Here is an 18,418-nt window from a genome sequence, read left to right on the forward strand (position 1 = left end):
AATTATAAAACGCTGAATTTGTAAATGGTTGTTGTATGGTATTTTTCACCAGGTTTCAATACTGTTTTAGGAAAACGAGAATGATTCGGAGAATCTGGATAATGTTCTGTTTCTAAACAAAAACCTGTCCGATGTTGGTAATTGATGCCTGATTTTCCTTTCACACTTCCATCCAAAAAATTGCCTGAGTAAAATTGAATAGCAGGTTCGGAGCTGATCACTTCCATGAATCTGCCTGAATTAGGCTCATATACTTCTGCAATAGAATGCATCTCACTGGTATCTTTGGCTATCCAGCAATGGTCATAACCTTTTCCATATTCCAATTGAGTGTCTTTCTGGTTAATCCGCTCACCAATTTTGTGCGTCTTTGTGAAATCAAATGGCGTATCTTTCACTTCTTTTAAAATGCCTGTTGGAATCAAACCTTTGTCGATAGGTAAAAACTTATCTGCCTTGAGCGTCAATTCATGGTTTAAAATGGATTGTTTGGCATTTCCTGATAAGTTGAAATAAGCATGATTGGTTAAATTGATAACCGTACTTTTATCTGTTGTTGCAGAATAATCTATTTCTAAGGCATTGTCTTTTTTCAACGTATAGATAACTTGTACTTGCAAATTGCCTGGAAATCCTTCCTCACCGTCTTTGGATAAATAATTTAAAACCAATTTAGGTTCGTCACCTTCCACAGCTTTGGCAGTCCAAATTACTTTGTCAAAGCCTTTTAATCCACCATGTAAGGTGTTTTCTCCATTGTTGATTGGCAGCGTATAACGTTGTCCTTCCAAGATAAATTTCCCTTTCGCGATTCGATTACCATATCTACCTACCAAAGCTCCAAAATAAGGCACGCCTTTGATATATCCCGATAAGGAATCACATCCTAAAGTAATATCCTCGAATTTTCCATTTTTATCTGGCGCTGTCCAAGAAACGATGGTTCCGCCATAGTTGGATATTTTGACCGTCATGCCGTTGGCATTAGTCAAGGTATATAAATCTACTTGTGTGCCACTAGCCTTGCCCCAAGGCTTTTTACTGATTCCGGGCTTTGAATTTTCTTTTTGAGCACAAGCACTAACAAGAAAGAGTCCTATGAAAAGGGTTAAAATAGATTTGATTTTCATTTTACCAGAAAATAACATAGATTAAAATAAAGAAACTAATGATAGCAATGGAGCCAATTTGGAAGGAACGTGAAACCTTAAACCATTCTCTTTTTACTTCAAAGGCATTCGGGTGATCTTCTCCTTTTAATACCAAATAACTGATGGCAACTTGAACCAATACACAGATCCAGAATGCAATTCCCATTCGATTCAAGAATGGCATATCTGGGAAACCAATTTCTAAATAAGTGGAAAGAATAATACTTAAAACGGCCGCAACAATGGCACCTTGAGTACTGTTTTTCTTCCAAAAGAAACCTAACAAGAAAATAGATAAAATACCCGGAGAAATATAACCCGTGTATTTTTGAATGTATTCATAGGCTTGGCCCAAGTTTTTCAATTGTGGGCTAATGACCAATGCAATGGCAAAAGCAATCACAATAGCAATTCTTCCAACCCAAACGGTGTTTTTTTCCGACAAATTGGGATTGAAAAATTTCTTATGAATATCCAACATGTAAATCGTCGAAATACTATTCGCTTTACCAGCTAAACTAGCAACGATAGCAGCTGTCAATGCCGCGAAAGCTAAGCCTTTTAAACCTACAGGAAGTAAATTTAAAAGAACAGGGTAGGCATTGTCTGGCTTGATGATTCCATTTTGTGTAATTCCATTCACAATGGCTGGTTCTGCATTTTCTTGGAAAATAACATAAGCCGCCAAACCTGGCAATACAACGATAATAGGCATCAACATTTTTAAGAAACCCGCAAACATAACTCCATTTCTAGCAGTTTTGATATCAGCTCCAAGCGCCCTTTGGGTCATGTATTGATTACAACCAAAATAATTTAAGTTGTTGATCCATTGTCCACCAATCACAAACATCATGATACCCGGTAATTGTTTATAGGCATCAATGAACCCGCCTTTTCCGTCATATACTTGGTATTGATTGGGACTAAACATCATGTGCAAATGGCTATCCGCTTTTTCCTTGATCAAAGAAACTCCCTCCCAAATTCCTGCGCCTGTCCCTACTCGGTTGGACAATAATTCCAAGGCCAAATAAGTAGTAGCCAATCCTCCAAAAATCAAACAAACTACTTGAATGACATCGGTATAACCAATCACTTTCATTCCTCCCAAAGTAATGATAACCGCAAAGATGGTTAAGAAAATAGCACAGCTCATAAAAGAGAAACCTGTCATTTTTTCTAAACTCAATCCGCCCAAATAAATGATAGACGTTAAATTCACGAAAATGTATAAAAACAACCAAAAAATGGCCATCATGGTCGCTAATTTATCATTGTATCTCTTGGAGAGAAATTGTGGCATGGTATAAATCTTGTTATTGAGATACATGGGCAAGAAATAGGTAGCTACAATCAGCAATACGACCCCGCCAAAAATCTCATAAACGGAAATGGCAATACCTAATTGGAAGGCTTGTCCACTCATTCCGATAAATTGTTCCGCTGAAATATTGGAAGCGATGATGGATGCTCCAATGGCCCACCAAGTAAGCGATCCTTCTGCCAGAAAGAAATCTTTACTGTTGTCGGACTTACTTCCTTTGTTTTTATAAATCCAGTAGCCATAAGTGGCTACAACCACAAAATAGATGAAAAATATGGTGTAATCGAGTGTTTCTAATCCGAGTTTCATGTTTGGTTTAAAGGTAAGTTTTCAATAAGTCATAATTTATCTTTAAAAAATGACATGCGCAATTTAAGAACTAATCTTTTCTTATGCATCACTGCAAAAATTAAAATCATATTTTGTCATCAAATACTTGAAATACAAAGGAAAAATTAGGTATTTTGTCGATAACAAAAATCCTAGCCTCTTTAAACTATATGTTCTAAAATTAAAACTGCCCAATTTAACCTTTTGAAATTACTCTTAATTTACTTTTTGAATGAATAAATATTTAGGCCTAGTCAACTGGGGCGTCTATTTTCTATTGCAATTGCTGATAGAAAATTGCATTAAATCTCCATTGGTTGATGGTAACATACATTTATCGGTTTCCTTTCTTTTTTTATTGAATACAGGTCTCTTGTTTATTAAACCTAGTTTTAGGGTGTTTTTTATTATTCAATTGCTTTCTATTGCAACATTTGTGTTGGCCTTACTACCGCATTTTTTCTTCTTTAATATATACAGTTTCGTTGCTCGGATTAACTATATTTGGTTAAAACCGAAAGAATTTGCTTTTTTCTTTTTGTATCTAATTTTTGCCGTTTTCGTCATTTACTTAATTGTAAAAGCTCAGTTTAATTTGATTAAGAATCATCTAAATTATTCCTTTGAATTTGTTGTTTTATTGGTTTTTCTAATGGCTTTTCGCACGATTGTGAATGTTAAATTGGTGCATCGCTTTCAAACAAATATCTATTTAAAAGGAATAAATGAGAATAAATTGGATTTATTTATTGATGATTATTCCATCTACAAACAAGGGGCCAATGCAATTAAAGATTATACCTGCGGTAAATCAAACGCAATCAGCCCAAGCATTCAATATTTTGGAGATAATCAAACTAACAAAGAATTATTGATGTTGATGGAAAGCTGGAGTGAATTAGTGAATCCTCAAAATCAAGCGGTTTGTACTGACTTTTTGAATAATTATATTTTACAGGATACTCATTTGTCATCTAATTACCGGGTAGAATTTGGACGAATTTGTTTCCATGGAAATACTGCCTCCGCGGAAGCGAGAGAATTATTAAACATGGATAATGAAGAATCTTACCGAGCATTTTTAGAATTTTCTAAGCCTTCCAAATATAATTTAGTTACAAATAAAATAAAGGCAGGATATCATACCATCGCTTCTTTTCCTGCTTCTAAACAATATGGAAGCAATCATAGCAATGCAGAAGGATTCCGAAAAAAATTAAATTTCAAAAGTCGATTTTATTTGGAAGAATTATTGAACAATAAAACGGCGAAAATTAACCAAGAAAATGGGTATTATTCTGTTTTTGATGAAGACATGGTGGATAGCATCATGCATGAAAGTAAAAATTATCACAAAGTTTTTGCTTTTGGTTTAACGATAAATACACACTCCCCGTTTAATTTAGATATGAGTCGGGTTGACCTTAAAGATTATCAAAAGGCAAAATCCATTTTGTTAAAAAGTTTTGATAATAATCTACATGCTTTTGATCAATTTTATCGAATTACTGTAACAATTAAGCATACCCTAAATTACTTAGATCGTGATAATTCTTTGTTTGATAAAGTTTTATTTGTTGGCGATCATTCTTATCCAGACCTCCGTTGTTTGAATTTGTATAATAAAGAATTTGTACCGTATTTAGTGCTTTCAAAAAAACACTAAGATTTTTTGAATTCTGTTGACATCCACCTAGTTCAAGTCTGTCATGCCTTATCTTTTATGAAAATTTCAAGAAATTGATTTGTCATTTGCAGAATTTTGAGCAAATTTACTTTTACCTTTTTCTCAAAGGTGGAATTTGATATTAAACATTAAAAACCAAAAAGCTATGAGTAATAATTCTAGGCGCGATTTTATCAAAAGCGCTTCTGTGGCTGCGGCCAGTTTTTATATTGTTCCTCGCCATGTCTTGGGCAAGGGTTATAAAGCTCCTTCAGACAAATTGAATATCATGGGTATCGGTGGTGGCGGAAAAGGCTACAGTGATATTATGAATTCTTACAACAAGGGCTCAGAAAACATCGTTGCCATTGTCGATGTAGATGATCGTCAGGCAGCAAAAGCAAGAGGTGAATTACCTAATGCCAAATATTACAAAGATTTCCGTGTTGCTTTAGAAAAAGAAGGAAATAATGTGGATGCTGTTATTGTATCTACTCCTGACCATACACACGCAACCATTGCGATGGAAGCGATGCGTCGTAGCAAGCACGTATATGTACAAAAGCCTTTAACACACGATATTTACGAGGCAAGAATCTTGGCTGAAAAAGCTAGAGAAATGAAAGTGGTGACTCAAATGGGTAACCAAGGTTCTTCAGGAGATGGAGTTCGTAAAATGGTAGAATGGTTTGAAGGGGGTGTCATTGGTAAAGTACACACAGTACAAGTTTGGACTAATCGTCCAGTTTGGCCACAAGGAATTGCTTATCCATCTGCTGGATTTGAAGTACCTAAAGAATTAGATTGGGATTTATGGTTGGGACCTGCGAAATATCGCGAGTTTAATCCAGCTTTCGTTCCGTTCAAATGGAGAGGTTGGTGGGATTATGGTACAGGCGCTTTGGGAGATATGGGATGTCACCTATTAGATCCTCCATTCAAAGTTTTAGGTATTCGCGATGCAATCGACGTAGAATGTTCAGTAGGTTCTGTATTCTTAAAAGATTGGACACCAGAGTGGATTCCAGAAGGATGTCCTCCTTCATCAATGGTAACTTTGAACTATGGTCCATCTAAGAAAAATAATTCACCTGTTAAATTAACTTGGTACGACGGTGGTCTACGTGCACCTCATCCAGATGGAATTCCTTCCACAGAAGTAATTGGAGATCCAGATGGTTCTAATGGTGTTATTTTGATCGGAACTAAAGGTATCATGACTTGTGGTACTTATGGTATGTATCCTAAAGTATTCAAAAATGGAAAGCAAGTTCCAGAAGAGGAATTGCCAAAAGCAAGTATTCCACGCGTGGAAAGAGGTGATGCTGGACACAATACTCAATGGGTAGAAGCATGTAAAGCTGGTTTCGGCAAAATGGAAGTTAGTTCTCCATTCGATTATGCAGGGCCATTTACAGAATCTGTTTTAATGGGTAATTTGGCGATTCGTTCTTACATGTTGCGCGAAGGCGAAGGTAGAACGGCTAAATACATTGGACGTCAGAAATTGACTTGGGATGCTGCTAATATGCGTATCACAAACTTTGACCCAGCAAACCAATTTGTTCGTAGAGAATACAGAGCAGGTTGGAAGCTGTAAATAGTTATTAGTTATTAGTTATTAGTGTTTAGTTATTAGTGTTTTAATATTCTAATACCTAATAACTAAAACCTAATAAATATAATAAGTTTTAACACAAAGAGACGGGATAACCTCCCGTCTTTTTTTATTTTTGTAAAAAAAATTTCGATGCTAAATAACCCCAACGACAAATCCGCTATTTTTCAAGAAGTAGAAGCATATATTCTTTCCAAAGGATATGAAATAGTAGCCAAAGATTATTCTCGGCCTTGGGGTGGTTTCTATGTTTTAGCAGAAGGACAAGCAGCTCGATTTGCCGAAGAATTTTTTTCCGAGTTAAGTTTTGAGCAGATTCAAATTACTCAAAAATTAAGTCCCAAATTTTTGTTGGTGGCGCCCAATCAACGCCTTTCTTGGCAATACCATTTTCGGCGTTCAGAAATTTGGAAGGTTGTGTCAGGCCCAGTTGCCGTGGCAATTTCTGCGACAGACGAACAACCTGATCCAGGAATTTACCAAGATGGCGATTTTATTAAATTAGATATTGGTCAAAGGCACCGCCTTATCGGTTTAGCTAATTGGGGCCTTGTTGCAGAAATTTGGCAACATACAGATGTAAATCATCCTTCCGATGAAGAGGATATTGTGAGGTTACAAGATGATTTTGGAAGGTAGAGCTTTATAGTTATTAGTTATTAGTGTTTAGTTATTAGTTATTAGAAAAAAGGAATATTTAAATAACTAATAACTAAACACTAATAACTGATAACTAAACACTAATAACTAAATAGAAAGATCGCCGCTTTTTTCCCCACCTCTATACTCCCTATCTCATGAGATAAATTCGCTACTTCAGCAGGATATACCGTTGCCATTCGGATCGCTTCTTCCAATGGGATTCCTGCATGGCTTACACAATTTTGTATTGCCTCTTGCATGCTTAATGCCGAACCAGATAATACGCCTTGATCATTGGTGAATTTATGATTGACCTTTTTGAAATGATAAGGTCCAGATAAATCCTCTGTCACGGCATCTGTAATCAAAAATAATTTATCACCTTTTAATTCTTTTGCCAAACGAACAGAATTGAAATCGCAATGCAAACCATCTACAATGATACTCGCCCAAGCTTCATTGAGGAAGGTTGTTCCAACAATTCCTAAAGCTCTACTTTGCCATTGCGATTGTGCGTTGAACAAATGGGTTACTCGATTAATTCCTTTATTAAAAGCCTGTTGCACTTGTTCTTGGGTCGCATCTGAGTGGCCGATAGATAAGAGTATGGGACTTTTGATGATGAAATCCAACACATCTTCTTCGAACATTTCAGGTGCAATGGTCATGTAAATCGGCAAAGATTTTGCTCGATCAATGATTTCCTGAATAAAAGGAATCGTAGGTTTTTGAACAAACTCTTCTTTATGTGCTCCTCTTCGTATTGGATTGAAAAAAGGACCCTCCAAGTGTAATCCAATGAGGCCTTTTCCTCCTTGTGCTAAATAGGCTTGACAAGCCTCAATGGCTAGCCACATTGACTCTTTGGGAGAACAATTTAGCGTTATTTGAAAAAAATGAGTACCTGTAGCAAGATGTTCCTCATACGTTTTTTGAATAGATTCTACCGTATGGTGATTGGAAAATAAAATTCCCCCACCACCATACACTTGTAGGTCTATGAATCCGGGACAAATGAATCCTTCATTGTATCGTATGTCTGTTTCCGATTTAACTGGCTGAATAGCTACAATACGGTCATTTTCAACATGAATTTCATGCTGATAAAGCCATTCATGACCGGTAAATATTTTGTTGGCGGATATGATTTGCATTTTATTCAATTCATGAGAGTAATAAATTACCAACCTGCAGCTTGTCCATCTTTTCTTGATTCCGAAGCACCAAAATATACCTTCCTAACTGGATCCCATCGAATGGCTTGATATCCACCATAAACGCCATTCATATAACCTACTTGATGACCTTTTTGCATCAACTCGCGGATAACTTCATAGGGATATCCACTTTCTAAAGTGATGGTACCTCCAGTTAATTCCATGCCTTCACCGGTTGGTTCAGAAGATCCCTCGTGATTGATTCTCGGTGCATCACCTGCTTCTTGAATGTTCATTCCAAAGTCGACAACATCCATCACAATTTGCACGTGACCCATCGGTTGAAAACCACCACCCATTACACCGAAACTCATAATAGGCTCTCCATTTTTGGTCATAAACGCAGGTATAATCGTGTGAAAAGGTCTTTTACCTGGTGCGTAGGTATTATTTTCTCCTTCTTTCAAACTATATAACTCTCCTCTATCTTGTAACATAAATCCCAATCCATCTGGCAACATGCCCGAACCAAAACCGCGGTAATTGCTTTGGATCAATGAAACCATATTTCCCTCTTTATCTGCAATGGTCAAATAGATTGTATCCCCATCTTTTAGTGCTGGATTTCCTGCATCATAATGTCTGGAAGCTCGGTCTTTGATTAATTTTCTGCGCTCATTGGCATAATCTTTAGAGATTAAACCCGCAACAGGCACTTTGGCAAATTCGGTATCGGCATAAAATTTGGCACGGTCTTCAAAAACCAATTTTTTAGCTTCAGTAAATAAATGGATATGCTCTGCGCTACCGAATTTGATTTTAGAAAAGTCATAACCTTCCAAAATATTTAGCATTTGCAAGGCAGCAATGCCTTGTCCATTGGGAGGTAATTCCCAAACATCATAGCCTCTGTAATTCACTGAAACCGGTTCAATCCAAGTGGAAGTATGACTGGCTAAATCCTCATAAGAAAGAAATCCGCCATTTTTTTTCATGAAAGCATCGATGGTTCTTGCGATATCACCTTTATAAAAGGCATCCTTTCCACCTTTGGCAATTTTTTCCAAAGTATTGGCCAAGTTGGGATTTTTGAAGATATCTCCACGAACTGGAATAGTTCCATTGGGGTAGTAATGTTCTGAAACATTGGGGAATTTACCATAATTGGCTGGTACCTTTTGTAAAGCGGAGGCGAATTCTTCATGGATAGGAAAGCCATTTTTAGCATACGAAATTGCTTTTTCCAAGACTTTATTCATTGGCATACTGCCAAATTTTTTGTGTAATTCAAACCAAGCATCTACACAACCTGGAACGCTAACCGGCAAAGGACCAGTACTTGGAATGTGTTTCAATCCTCTCTTCTTGAATTCATCTAAAGTTAATGATTTAGGAGACCTTCCTGATCCATTTAATCCATACAATTTTTTTGTTTTAGCATCCCAAACAATGGCAAATAAATCGCCTCCTATACCGTTGACATGCGGTTCAACGACTCCTTCCATCGCATTAGCGGCAATAGCCGCATCAATGGCATTTCCACCAGCTTTCAAAACATCCAAAGCGGCTTGAGTAGATAGGGGATGTGAGGTGCAGGCCATGCCATTTTGGGCAATAACTTCAGATCGAGTTGCCCATAATTTACCACTCGGGCGATCTTGAGCATATAAACCAATTGGGAAAAGTAAAAGAAGTAAGATTTTTTTCATGTTGATAAGTTCTTGATGAAGTGAATTTAATCAAAAATAGAATTAGTTTTTAGTTATTATTAGTTATTAGTTTTCAGAACCAAAGCCACCTCTTACCTCTTACCTATTACCTCTTACCTCTTACCTCTTACCTATTATCTCTTACCTCTTACCTCTTACATCTTTCCTATCGAAGAAATCCAAACTTCAAATAATTCCTTTTCAAATTCAATCGCTTTTTGAGCATGTGTTTCCCAATCAGGTGAAAAGGCTTTCAATTGTTTGATCATTTCTTCCAAATGACCTTCTTCCTCTAAAATGATCGATTTAACCTGAACTTTGGATTTTTGGGCAGTCAATGCTTTTTGGTAAATAGGATATAATTCATCCGCCCGAACTTCAATGGCATAAGTGACCAATAAATAAGCAGCCCATTTGACATCTGCACCTTTCAGACCTAAAACTTTTTGGGCATATTGGCAGACTTTAACATCAAGAAAATCGAGATAAAATTTAGAACTTTTTGGACTCAATAAGTACTCATCCTGATAAGTTTCGAAACCACCTTCTACCAATTTGGTAATTTGCTTTTTTAAATAAAAAGCATGGCGGTGTTCTTCTGCTGCATGTTTTAAGACCATTAAACCTACATCCACCTTTGGCTCAAATTTCGAGATTTTTCTTGCACCCACGTTTTCCATGAAGGAAAGGGTATTCAAAAACTTGGCATGAGTCTCTGTGTTTGAGATAATTGCAGAAAAAATCGATTCTAAATTGGGCATGTATAGACTAAAAATTGGACTGCAAAGATAATCTTTCAAGGAATGAAAACGGCCAATATGCTTTAAAAAGCAAAAAAACCTTTTAAATTTGATAATTCTAATCCTTTAAGTCCTATTTGTTCATTGCCTAATGGAAATTACTTATCAAATTAATCCCAAACTATCCGTTCAAGATTTGATTCAGATTTTAGATAAATCCACCTTAGGAGTGAGGCGTCCCTTGTCTGATATTAAGGCGATGGAATCTATGTTGGAACATGCAAATGTGTACATTGGAGCTTATGACGGCGACAAATTGGTTGGCTTAGCACGTTGTATGACCGATTTCGTTTACACGACTTATTTGGCCGATTTAGCAGTAGATGAAGCCTACCAGCATCATGGAATTGGTAAACGACTTTTAAAGGAGGTGAAACTCTTTCTCCCTCGGGCGAAATTGATATTATTGGCCGCACCGGCAGCACAAGGATATTATCCCAAAATTGGCATGCAAAAGCACGAGCATTGTTTTTTTATCGATGATGTTGCTGAAATTAATTAATACAGAACATGGAAATTGGAATATTAAATAGTCCCAAAAATATAGAAATCAAAGAAATGATTTTACCCGAGCCTAAATTGGGCGAGGTAAGAATCAAAGTCAAGCAGGCAGGAATTTGCGGTTCAGATGTCCATTTTTTTCAAGGACACCGTCAATTATCCAAGCCGACCATCATTGGACATGAGGCCTTGGGATTTATTGATAAAATTGGTGAAGGAGTGAGTGATCGAGTTTTGGGACAAAGAGTGGTGGTAGACCCGAATATAGTTTGTGGTCATTGCTCTTATTGTAAAAGAGGGAAGGGTAATATTTGTGTGAATAAGCGCATCATTGGTCAAACAGAACCTGGTTGTTTTGCTGAATATGTTTGTGCCCCATCTAGTTCTGTTTTTGACATTCCTGATCATATCTCAGATGACAATGCTGTTTGTATTGAACCCATGGCAGTAGCTTACCATGCTCTTTTTTCTTCACAAGCTAAATCAGGAGATGCCGTGGCTGTGATAGGTTTAGGTGCCATTGGAATGTTGCTTACGCATTTGGCTATTCAATTAGGTTATCAGGTTTTTGTTCATGAACTAAATCCTGAATTAGTACAAAAAGCGCTTGATTTAGGAGCGCAAAAGTTTTTTGATTCCGATGTAGAAAAAGTAACTACTTTTTTAACTCAAAAGGATGTTCAAGTCATTTTTGAATGCGCTGGAAATGAAAAAACAGCAAGTTTAGCAGCCGAAATTGCACCAAGAGGTTCTGAAATTGTTCTTTTGGGACTTTCTGAAAAGTTAGCGTCTTACCAACCTTTAAAAATTACGAGGGAAGGAATTCAAATCAAAGGCTCCATCATTTATGATCATCCTTTTGATTTTCTACGTGTTATTGATTTATTGAAATCGAAAGTCATTAACCCAAGTTTAATCATTACCAAAAGAATGCCTTTATCGCAATTGCAGGAAGCTTTATATTTAGCCTCTGCAGGGCACGCAGGTAAAATTATCATTGAAACAAAATTGAATTGAAATGTCTTCAGATTCTTCCTCTTTTATGACCATTAACGATGAAAAACCGATGTCTTGGCATCAAATTTTAATTGTCGCTATTTGTTTTATTCTCAATTTCAATGATGGTATTGATGTTTTTTTGGTCTCATTCGCAGCGTCTGAAATTACAGCAGAATGGCAATTAACCAATGCCGAAATGGGTTATGTGTTTAGTTCTGGATTAGCGGGAATGACCATCGGTTGTTTTTTGTTGGCGCCTTTGGGTGATTCCATCGGCCGAAGAAAAATCTTCTTGATCTCTTTGTTCTTAATCAGCTTGGGAATGGTTTTGGTTTATTTCGTGGAGAATTTTTCTCAAATGTTGATTTATCGCTTTATTACTGGATTTGGAATAGGAGGGATTTTGCCGAATTTGGCGACAGTCGCCTCTGAATTTTCAAATAAAAAATCAAAGGATTTCAATGTAGGAATTGTTCAAGCAGGTTGGCCTTTGGGAGCGATATTGACTGGTTTTGTGGCAGCTTGGGTAGTACCAGCGTTTGGTTGGAGATTCGCATTTCTTTGTGCAGGAATATTTTCTGCGGTTATGTTTGTGATTGTTTTGTTGTTCCTGACAGAATCTCCTGCCTATTTACAAAAAAAACAATCCAATGAAATCGCTATTAAACCCATGCGAATATTGCTTTCTCCCGAATATAGAACTTCTACTATTTTACTCTGGACAGGAATATTTTTCGGCTTTTTAACTTTATATACGGTGTTGAGTTGGGTTCCTACTTTAGCGAAGTCGGCTGGAATGCCCTATGAACTAGCGACTTATGTGGGTGCTACGCTGAATTTAGGGGCATTCACGGGAGTGTTCGTGATGGGGCTTAGCATTGGTAAATGGGGGATTCGTAAAGTGATGTTGGTATTTATGTTGATGGCCTTTTCTTTGATGGTTTTATATGGCAGTTTTGATTTGAATTATCTAGCTCGATTTATTTTGACATTTTTTATTGGCTTTTTTGTTCAAGGCGGTTTCAATATTTTCTATCCAGCTTCTACGCGAATCTATTCGGATAACGTGAGATCCACAGGCGTAGGTTTAGCCATGGGAATTGGTCGATTTGGTGCTATAGTAGGACCCACGCTTTTTGGTATTATGTCGGATGAAGGTTACAGTATACTTATTCGCTTTGTTGTATTTTCTCTGCCCTTATTGGTAGCGGCATTTATTATGCAAAAAATTCCTTCCAAGAATTTGTCGTAAGAACTACATATAACTTTCGTAATTCATCTTTTTATGTAAAATTCTTATGATTTGTATTTGATCATTTAAGCTGTCAATTTTGTAAAAAATATAGTGAGAATTGATTCTATATTTAAAATAACCCATCCTTAATTCGCCGCAATCTGTTCCAATGAAAGGATTTGTACATAAAAATTCTATTGTATCGAATATTTGATGAATGTATTTTTCTGCTTGTTTAGTGGACCAGTTTTCGAAAGTATAAAGCCAAATTGTATCTAAATCATTTTTGCTGGAATTACTTAATTGGAATTTCATTTGTTAGGTATTTTTCTCTCATTTCTTTCAGATAATCTTCACGGTTTACATCTAAAATAAAACCAGATTCTTCTCCAATCAAAAGCTCCTTAATTAAATCGGATTTTTTATTTTCTTCTTTTTCAAATAATCTAAGAGCTGTCCTAATTACTTCACTTGCTGAAGAAAATCTCCCGCTTGCAATTTGTGTTTGAATGAAATTGTCAAAATATTCGCCCAATAAAATAGAAGTGTTCTTCGCCATTATTTTTGTTTTTTCTAAAAATACCAATTTTTGGTATGTTGTCAAAATCAAATATTTATAGAAATGTCAAACAAACTGGATTTTGAACCTCAATAATCACACCTGTATCAATTAATTGTCCGTTGACACTGTTGAAAGAAAATACCTGAACTTTATTTTCTCCACTGCTCGCTACAAACACATACTTTCCACTTGGATCAAAGGTGAAATTTCTTGGTTTTGCACCGACGTTTACTTGATGATCAAAAATGAGTTTACCATCATTTTGAACCTTGAAAATGGATAAATTATCACTCGTTATCCGATTAGATGAAATTAGCCATTTGGCATCTTTGGATAAATGAATGTCCGCACTTGCTTTTACGTCTTGGGGACTAAAATCGGCTTGGATGGTTTGGATTTCATTGAGTTGATGATTAACGTAGCTAAAAACATCCACTGTGCCATTTAATTCATTGATTACATATACGATTTTTCCATTTGGATGAAATATCAAATGTCTGGGTCCTTTGCCAGGCTTGACCGAATAGGTTTTAAATTGTGAACTCAAAGTTCCATCTGCTAATATTTGATGTTGATAGATTTTATCAGTTCCCAAATCCGTTACAAATAATTCTTTTTGATCTGGGGATAAAACCACTTTGTGTGCATGAGAGGACTCTTGTCTGTTCTTAATGGAACCTGAACCACTATACTGTATCTTTTGTGCTAATGGCATTAATGCACCATTTTTGGTTTTAAATACACTCACGCTTCCTCCTGAATAATTGGCTGTGTATACAGTTTGACTCGCTTGGCGATATACCACATAACACGGATCTGCCGCCTGTGTGGATTGTTGGTTAATCAATTCAAATTGGCCATTCTTTTTTCGAAAAGCGGTAACGCGAGATTCCTCAGGGCCTTTTTCTGTTACTGAAAACATGTATTTCCCATCGGGAGATAATGTTTGATAGGATGCATTGGGGACATGTAAGGAATAGGACTTTTTGATGTTTTTCAACTGGCTAACATCATATACTTCAATGCCTGGATTGTCCTTGGTGTAAGAACCTATCATTAACTGTTGAGGCTTTTCAGCAAAAAAACTTAAGAAAGATAGTATGGATAAAAACATGTTAATAATCGGTTTTTACGCTCTTGTCGAATGGAATTCGAATTTGATAGGATAAATCCTCATCTTTTGAATTATCAATTACATCTAATCCATATTTGATTCTTTCAATCGGGGTTTGGTCAAAGGTTCCAAAAATACGATCCCAAATGGAAAAGATATTTCCAAAATTCGTGTCGGTTTGTGGGCGTTCAAAATGGTGATGTATTTTATGCATATCTGGCGAAACAATGAACCAGCTAATCATATTGTCTAATTTTTTAGGCAAACGAATGTTGGCGTGATTGAATTGTGAAAATGCGGCACTTAAACTTTGGTATAACATCACCAACCAAATCGGTGCTCCACAAATGAGTACACCAAGGATGGTAAAAATAGCACGAAATACACTTTCGCCAGGATGATGTCGATTGGCGGTTGTAGTATCAACCTGTGTATCTGCATGGTGGATGATGTGGAATTTCCAAAGGACCTTGATTTTATGTTCAATAAAATGAATAAACCAGGCGCCAACTAAATCCAAAAGCATTAAACCAATCAATAAAAATGCCCAATCAGGTAGCTGTATAATATGTAAAAGTCCAAAATGATGACTCGTTGTGAAATCACTTGCTTTGACAATTAATGTGGCAAAAAAGAAATTGATAATAAGCGTTGTGAAGGTAAAAAGGAAATTCAATTTAGCGTGTTTCCATTTTTTGTAATGAAAATTGACCAAAGGTATGGCGCTTTCAATTAACCAAAATAGGGTAATTCCTCCGGCTAAAATAAGTGCACGGTGACTACTGGGTATATGTTCAAAGTATTGTATAATTTGTTGAATCATTGTTTTTATTTTAAGTCCAAAGGTAACAATTGAATAAATTGAAAACCAAGAGTTGGCTAAGAATGTTTTCCAATCAAAACCAACCCTTCTTTTTTTTAGAAAATTATCAGTGAATTATTTGCAAAATACATCCTCGATGGGAATTTTTAAGACTTGACTTAGTTGGAAAATTTTTGTGGCATTCGGGTAATGTTTGCCTGATTCCCAATAGTTATAGGCACTTTGGCTAACGCCGATGGCTGAGGCGACTTGTTGTTGAGTTAATTGAAGAGATTGTCTAGATTTGATTAAAACAGTAGAAAAAAGATGCTTGGTTTTCATAAGAATTTAGGTTAGGTTTGATTTTGATTTAAATATTTTAAAACAAAAAAATAAAAACAAATTTTATTGAGATTTTGTAAAAAAATATAACTTTTTTGATAAAAAATTCAACTTTAACTGCTCATTTTCTACTTTAAGTCTAAAATTCAACTTAAAGTTGAATGAAACTTCCTCTTACCTCTTACCTCTTACCTCTTACCTATTACCTCTTACCTATTACCTCTTACCTATTACCTCTTACCTCTTACCTCTTACCTCTTACCTCACCAAGCCTTTTTGTCAGATTCTTTTTTTGGTCAAATAATTGATAGCCAATATTCGTTCATAAAAATATACCAGTTTTTGTGATTAACTACATACACATGGAAGTCCAAGTAGAAGAAAAAGTTATTCCTCCAGATAAGTCCAAAGAGATTTTTGAAAAGGAATTTATGCCTCATCTTGATGCGATGTACAACTTTGCTTTAAGATTGACCAATGATGAGGATGATGCCAATGATTTGGTGCAGGATACTTGTTTAAAGGCTTATCGATTCATTGGATCGTTCGAGCCAGGAACCTATGCAAAAGCATGGTTGTTTAGAATTCTAAAAAACAATTTCATTAACGATTATCGTAAAAAGTCGAGGGGCCCTTCCAAAGTAGAATTTGAGTGGGTTGAACAGTCGTATGCGGGAGAGGATGACCCAGAACCTGCTTTTCAGGCAGATTTACATGCGGAAACGGTGAATGAAATGATGGGTGATGAGATTACAGCTGCCATTCAAGCCTTGCCTGTAGATTTCAGAATGATCATTATTTTATGTGATTTAGAGGAGTTTAGTTACGAAGAAATGGGGAAAATATTAAACATTCCTATTGGAACTGTCCGTTCTCGATTACATAGAGCAAGAGCTGTTTTGAAAGAGACATTGGCGGATTATGCCAAAAAAAGGGGATATGGCTCTGACACAATGTCAGATAACATGGAACTAATATAATTGCCTTTACGTTACCTAAACAATTGAATATAAAGATTATACCAATGAAAACGAGTTGTGAGCATCAAAGTAATTGCATGAAATTAATCCAAAGGATTTTGGATAAAGAAGCAACGGCAGAAGAAGAGGCCGCATTTTTAGCAAATAAAGATCAATGTTTACCTTGTCAAGAAGGTTATGAATTGGAAATGAGTTTGAAAAAAGCCATCAAAGAAAAGTGCCATAAAAAATGCCCTGAATCTTTGTTTGATGAAATCCGTGCGAAACTTTTTTTACTTTTAATCCTTATTTCCATCTTAATTCCGTTACTTTGTTAGCTTATAAATAGCATAAATCGTTTTGGAAGGTAAATTAATTATATTCTCTGCACCCTCTGGTTCGGGTAAAACAACAATCGTAAAAGAACTTTTAGCCCGAAATTCTAATTTGGGTTTTTCAATATCTGCTTGCACCCGTGATAAACGTGGTAGATCTGAGCAAAACGGACAAGATTATTATTTCATGACTCCCGATGAATTTCGTCAAAAAATTGATGAAGAAGCATTTGTAGAATGGGAAGAAGTATATCCAGGTGCATATTATGGCACCTTAAAATCTGAAATTGAGCGAATTTGGTCAACTGGGAAACACGTTATTTTTGACGTAGATGTAAAAGGCGGACTCGCACTAAAAAACTATTACAAAGAAAAAGCATTGGCTATTTTCGTCAAAGTGCCAAGTTTAGAAATATTGGAACAAAGATTAAGAGCAAGAGGGACAGAAACAGAAGAATCTTTGTCTAAACGTATTTTTAAAATGAAATTTGAATGGTCTTTTCAAGATAAATTTGATGTAATTCTGGTCAATGACGAATTAGATCGTGCCGTGGAGGAAGCCCAACAATTATTCACCAATTTTACTAAGTAGGATGAAAGTGGGATTATTTTTTGGTTCATTTAATCCCATCCATCATGGTCATTTGATTGTGGCACAAGCAGTGCTGAATCAAACTGATATGAAACAAATTTGGTTTGTTGTTTCTCCACAAAATCCCCATAAAAAAAGCAAAACCTTGTTGCATGAGTTCGACCGCTTAGATATGGTAGAACGGGCAATTGAAGATAATTTTCAGTTCAAGAGTTGTGACATAGAGTTCAATTTGTCCAAACCGTCTTTCACCATTGATACGTTAATTCATTTGTCGGAGAAATATCCTGAACATGAGTTTTCATTGATTATCGGAGGAGATAATTTGGAGCAATTTAAAAGTTGGAAAAACTTTGATAAGATTCTTGATTATTTTCAACTCATTGTCTACCCAAGAGGGGACGATCATACTTCTGATTTGTGGACACATAAAAAGGTTCAGAAAATAAATGCACCCGTTTTGTACATATCAGCGACCTATATTCGGGAATGTATTAAAGCAGGCCAATCCATAAAATATCTAGTTCCTGATAATGTAGAGCAGTTAATTAGTCAAAAAAAATTCTACCTTTAGGCAA

20 protein-coding genes are annotated in these 18,418 nt (G+C 36.0%); 10 read left to right on the forward strand and 10 right to left on the reverse strand.

The features are described 5' to 3' along the window. Window positions 1-2: 2 nt before the first annotated feature. Entirely contained in the window at window positions 3-1,130 is a 1,128-nt protein-coding gene (locus V7S79_RS11310) for an aldose epimerase family protein (protein ID WP_459490700.1), read from the reverse strand. Between the two features lies 1 nt (window position 1,131). Then, window positions 1,132-2,787: a sodium/sugar symporter gene (locus tag V7S79_RS11315; protein WP_459490701.1), complete on the reverse strand. Its 1,656-nt coding sequence runs from the start codon at window positions 2,785-2,787 to the stop codon at window positions 1,132-1,134. A gap of 253 nt (window positions 2,788-3,040) precedes the next feature. On the opposite strand from V7S79_RS11315, the gene V7S79_RS11320 reads away from it, so the two are divergent. The 3 genes from V7S79_RS11320 to V7S79_RS11330 all read left to right on the forward strand — a co-directional run bounded on the left by V7S79_RS11320 (window position 3,041) and on the right by V7S79_RS11330 (window position 6,731). Next, on the forward strand, window positions 3,041-4,474 hold the full coding sequence (locus tag V7S79_RS11320) for an LTA synthase family protein (protein ID WP_459490702.1): 1,434 nt from the start codon (window positions 3,041-3,043) through the stop codon (window positions 4,472-4,474). Window positions 4,475-4,640: 166 nt separating this feature from the next. After that, entirely contained in the window at window positions 4,641-6,074 is a 1,434-nt protein-coding gene (locus tag V7S79_RS11325; protein ID WP_459490703.1) for a Gfo/Idh/MocA family protein, read from the forward strand. Between the two features lie 150 nt (window positions 6,075-6,224). Further along, window positions 6,225-6,731 carry a cupin domain-containing protein gene (locus tag V7S79_RS11330; RefSeq protein WP_459490704.1) on the forward strand — a complete coding sequence of 169 codons (507 nt, stop codon included), beginning with the start codon at window positions 6,225-6,227 and terminating at the stop codon, window positions 6,729-6,731. A gap of 101 nt (window positions 6,732-6,832) precedes the next feature. Here the strand turns inward: V7S79_RS11330 and nagA are convergent, their stop codons facing one another. The 3 genes from nagA to V7S79_RS11345 form a co-directional block, all read right to left on the reverse strand. Continuing rightward, complete coding sequence (gene nagA, locus V7S79_RS11335; protein ID WP_459490705.1) at window positions 6,833-7,888, reverse strand: N-acetylglucosamine-6-phosphate deacetylase; 1,056 nt, start codon at window positions 7,886-7,888, stop codon at window positions 6,833-6,835. Between the two features lie 26 nt (window positions 7,889-7,914). Next, window positions 7,915-9,600, reverse strand: coding sequence for a gamma-glutamyltransferase (gene ggt / locus V7S79_RS11340; RefSeq protein WP_459490706.1), 1,686 nt, complete (start codon window positions 9,598-9,600; stop codon window positions 7,915-7,917). A 155-nt stretch (window positions 9,601-9,755) separates the two neighbouring features. Then, window positions 9,756-10,361, reverse strand: coding sequence for a hypothetical protein (locus V7S79_RS11345; protein ID WP_459490707.1), 606 nt, complete (start codon window positions 10,359-10,361; stop codon window positions 9,756-9,758). Between the two features lie 130 nt (window positions 10,362-10,491). On the opposite strand from V7S79_RS11345, the gene V7S79_RS11350 reads away from it, so the two are divergent. From V7S79_RS11350 to V7S79_RS11360, 3 genes are read left to right on the forward strand one after another with little or no spacing between them, the layout of a single operon-like run. After that, window positions 10,492-10,902, forward strand: a complete 411-nt coding sequence (locus tag V7S79_RS11350; RefSeq protein ID WP_459490708.1) for a GNAT family N-acetyltransferase — start codon at window positions 10,492-10,494, stop codon at window positions 10,900-10,902. Window positions 10,903-10,910: 8 nt separating this feature from the next. Next, a complete protein-coding gene (locus V7S79_RS11355; protein WP_459490709.1) occupies window positions 10,911-11,918 on the forward strand; it encodes a zinc-dependent alcohol dehydrogenase in 1,008 nt (335 codons plus the stop codon). Between the two features lies 1 nt (window position 11,919). After that, window positions 11,920-13,152, forward strand: a complete 1,233-nt coding sequence (locus tag V7S79_RS11360; protein ID WP_459490710.1) for an MFS transporter — start codon at window positions 11,920-11,922, stop codon at window positions 13,150-13,152. 3 nt (window positions 13,153-13,155) lie between these two features. Here V7S79_RS11360 and V7S79_RS11365 read toward each other — a convergent pair whose 3' ends face one another. From V7S79_RS11365 to V7S79_RS11385, 5 genes are all read right to left on the reverse strand, one after another. Next, complete coding sequence (locus tag V7S79_RS11365; RefSeq protein ID WP_459490711.1) at window positions 13,156-13,449, reverse strand: type II toxin-antitoxin system RelE/ParE family toxin; 294 nt, start codon at window positions 13,447-13,449, stop codon at window positions 13,156-13,158. Next, on the reverse strand, window positions 13,430-13,720 hold the full coding sequence (locus V7S79_RS11370; RefSeq protein ID WP_459490712.1) for a type II toxin-antitoxin system ParD family antitoxin: 291 nt from the start codon (window positions 13,718-13,720) through the stop codon (window positions 13,430-13,432). Before V7S79_RS11370 ends, V7S79_RS11365 begins: the two co-directional genes overlap by 20 nt. A gap of 28 nt (window positions 13,721-13,748) precedes the next feature. Beyond that, on the reverse strand, window positions 13,749-14,810 hold the full coding sequence (locus V7S79_RS11375; protein ID WP_459490713.1) for a lactonase family protein: 1,062 nt from the start codon (window positions 14,808-14,810) through the stop codon (window positions 13,749-13,751). A gap of 1 nt (window position 14,811) precedes the next feature. Further along, on the reverse strand, window positions 14,812-15,633 hold the full coding sequence (locus V7S79_RS11380; protein ID WP_459490714.1) for a sterol desaturase family protein: 822 nt from the start codon (window positions 15,631-15,633) through the stop codon (window positions 14,812-14,814). Window positions 15,634-15,747: 114 nt separating this feature from the next. Then, window positions 15,748-15,954 carry a helix-turn-helix transcriptional regulator gene (locus tag V7S79_RS11385; protein ID WP_459490715.1) on the reverse strand — a complete coding sequence of 69 codons (207 nt, stop codon included), beginning with the start codon at window positions 15,952-15,954 and terminating at the stop codon, window positions 15,748-15,750. Between the two features lie 362 nt (window positions 15,955-16,316). Here V7S79_RS11385 and V7S79_RS11390 point away from each other — a divergent pair, with 362 nt between their 5' ends. The 4 genes from V7S79_RS11390 to nadD are packed head-to-tail and all read left to right on the forward strand — an operon-like array spanning window position 16,317 to window position 18,414. After that, entirely contained in the window at window positions 16,317-16,934 is a 618-nt protein-coding gene (locus tag V7S79_RS11390) for a sigma-70 family RNA polymerase sigma factor (protein ID WP_459490716.1), read from the forward strand. Between the two features lie 44 nt (window positions 16,935-16,978). Beyond that, a complete protein-coding gene (locus V7S79_RS11395; protein WP_459490717.1) occupies window positions 16,979-17,251 on the forward strand; it encodes a hypothetical protein in 273 nt (90 codons plus the stop codon). A gap of 22 nt (window positions 17,252-17,273) precedes the next feature. Then, window positions 17,274-17,840 (forward strand): guanylate kinase, encoded by a 567-nt coding sequence (gene gmk, locus V7S79_RS11400; RefSeq protein WP_459490718.1) that lies wholly within the window; start codon window positions 17,274-17,276, stop codon window positions 17,838-17,840. Between the two features lies 1 nt (window position 17,841). Further along, complete coding sequence (gene nadD / locus V7S79_RS11405; protein WP_459490719.1) at window positions 17,842-18,414, forward strand: nicotinate (nicotinamide) nucleotide adenylyltransferase; 573 nt, start codon at window positions 17,842-17,844, stop codon at window positions 18,412-18,414. The last annotated feature ends 4 nt before the right edge of the window (window positions 18,415-18,418 follow it).

This window comes from Aquirufa sp. ROCK-SH2 (genome assembly GCF_054558315.1).

Coding starts and splice junctions, on each gene's coding strand:
- V7S79_RS11380 (WP_459490714.1), bottom strand. CDS start 15,633: ATGATTCAACAAATTATACAATACTTTGAACATATACCCAGTAGTCAC.
- V7S79_RS11330 (WP_459490704.1), top strand. CDS start 6,225: ATGCTAAATAACCCCAACGACAAATCCGCTATTTTTCAAGAAGTAGAA.
- ggt (WP_459490706.1), bottom strand. CDS start 9,600: ATGAAAAAAATCTTACTTCTTTTACTTTTCCCAATTGGTTTATATGCT.
- V7S79_RS11365 (WP_459490711.1), bottom strand. CDS start 13,449: ATGAAATTCCAATTAAGTAATTCCAGCAAAAATGATTTAGATACAATT.
- nagA (WP_459490705.1), bottom strand. CDS start 7,888: ATGCAAATCATATCCGCCAACAAAATATTTACCGGTCATGAATGGCTT.
- V7S79_RS11395 (WP_459490717.1), top strand. CDS start 16,979: ATGAAAACGAGTTGTGAGCATCAAAGTAATTGCATGAAATTAATCCAA.
- V7S79_RS11315 (WP_459490701.1), bottom strand. CDS start 2,787: ATGAAACTCGGATTAGAAACACTCGATTACACCATATTTTTCATCTAT.
- V7S79_RS11390 (WP_459490716.1), top strand. CDS start 16,317: ATGGAAGTCCAAGTAGAAGAAAAAGTTATTCCTCCAGATAAGTCCAAA.
- V7S79_RS11355 (WP_459490709.1), top strand. CDS start 10,911: ATGGAAATTGGAATATTAAATAGTCCCAAAAATATAGAAATCAAAGAA.
- V7S79_RS11350 (WP_459490708.1), top strand. CDS start 10,492: ATGGAAATTACTTATCAAATTAATCCCAAACTATCCGTTCAAGATTTG.
- V7S79_RS11310 (WP_459490700.1), bottom strand. CDS start 1,130: ATGAAAATCAAATCTATTTTAACCCTTTTCATAGGACTCTTTCTTGTT.
- V7S79_RS11375 (WP_459490713.1), bottom strand. CDS start 14,810: ATGTTTTTATCCATACTATCTTTCTTAAGTTTTTTTGCTGAAAAGCCT.
- V7S79_RS11385 (WP_459490715.1), bottom strand. CDS start 15,954: ATGAAAACCAAGCATCTTTTTTCTACTGTTTTAATCAAATCTAGACAA.
- V7S79_RS11360 (WP_459490710.1), top strand. CDS start 11,920: ATGTCTTCAGATTCTTCCTCTTTTATGACCATTAACGATGAAAAACCG.
- V7S79_RS11345 (WP_459490707.1), bottom strand. CDS start 10,361: ATGCCCAATTTAGAATCGATTTTTTCTGCAATTATCTCAAACACAGAG.
- V7S79_RS11325 (WP_459490703.1), top strand. CDS start 4,641: ATGAGTAATAATTCTAGGCGCGATTTTATCAAAAGCGCTTCTGTGGCT.
- V7S79_RS11320 (WP_459490702.1), top strand. CDS start 3,041: ATGAATAAATATTTAGGCCTAGTCAACTGGGGCGTCTATTTTCTATTG.
- nadD (WP_459490719.1), top strand. CDS start 17,842: ATGAAAGTGGGATTATTTTTTGGTTCATTTAATCCCATCCATCATGGT.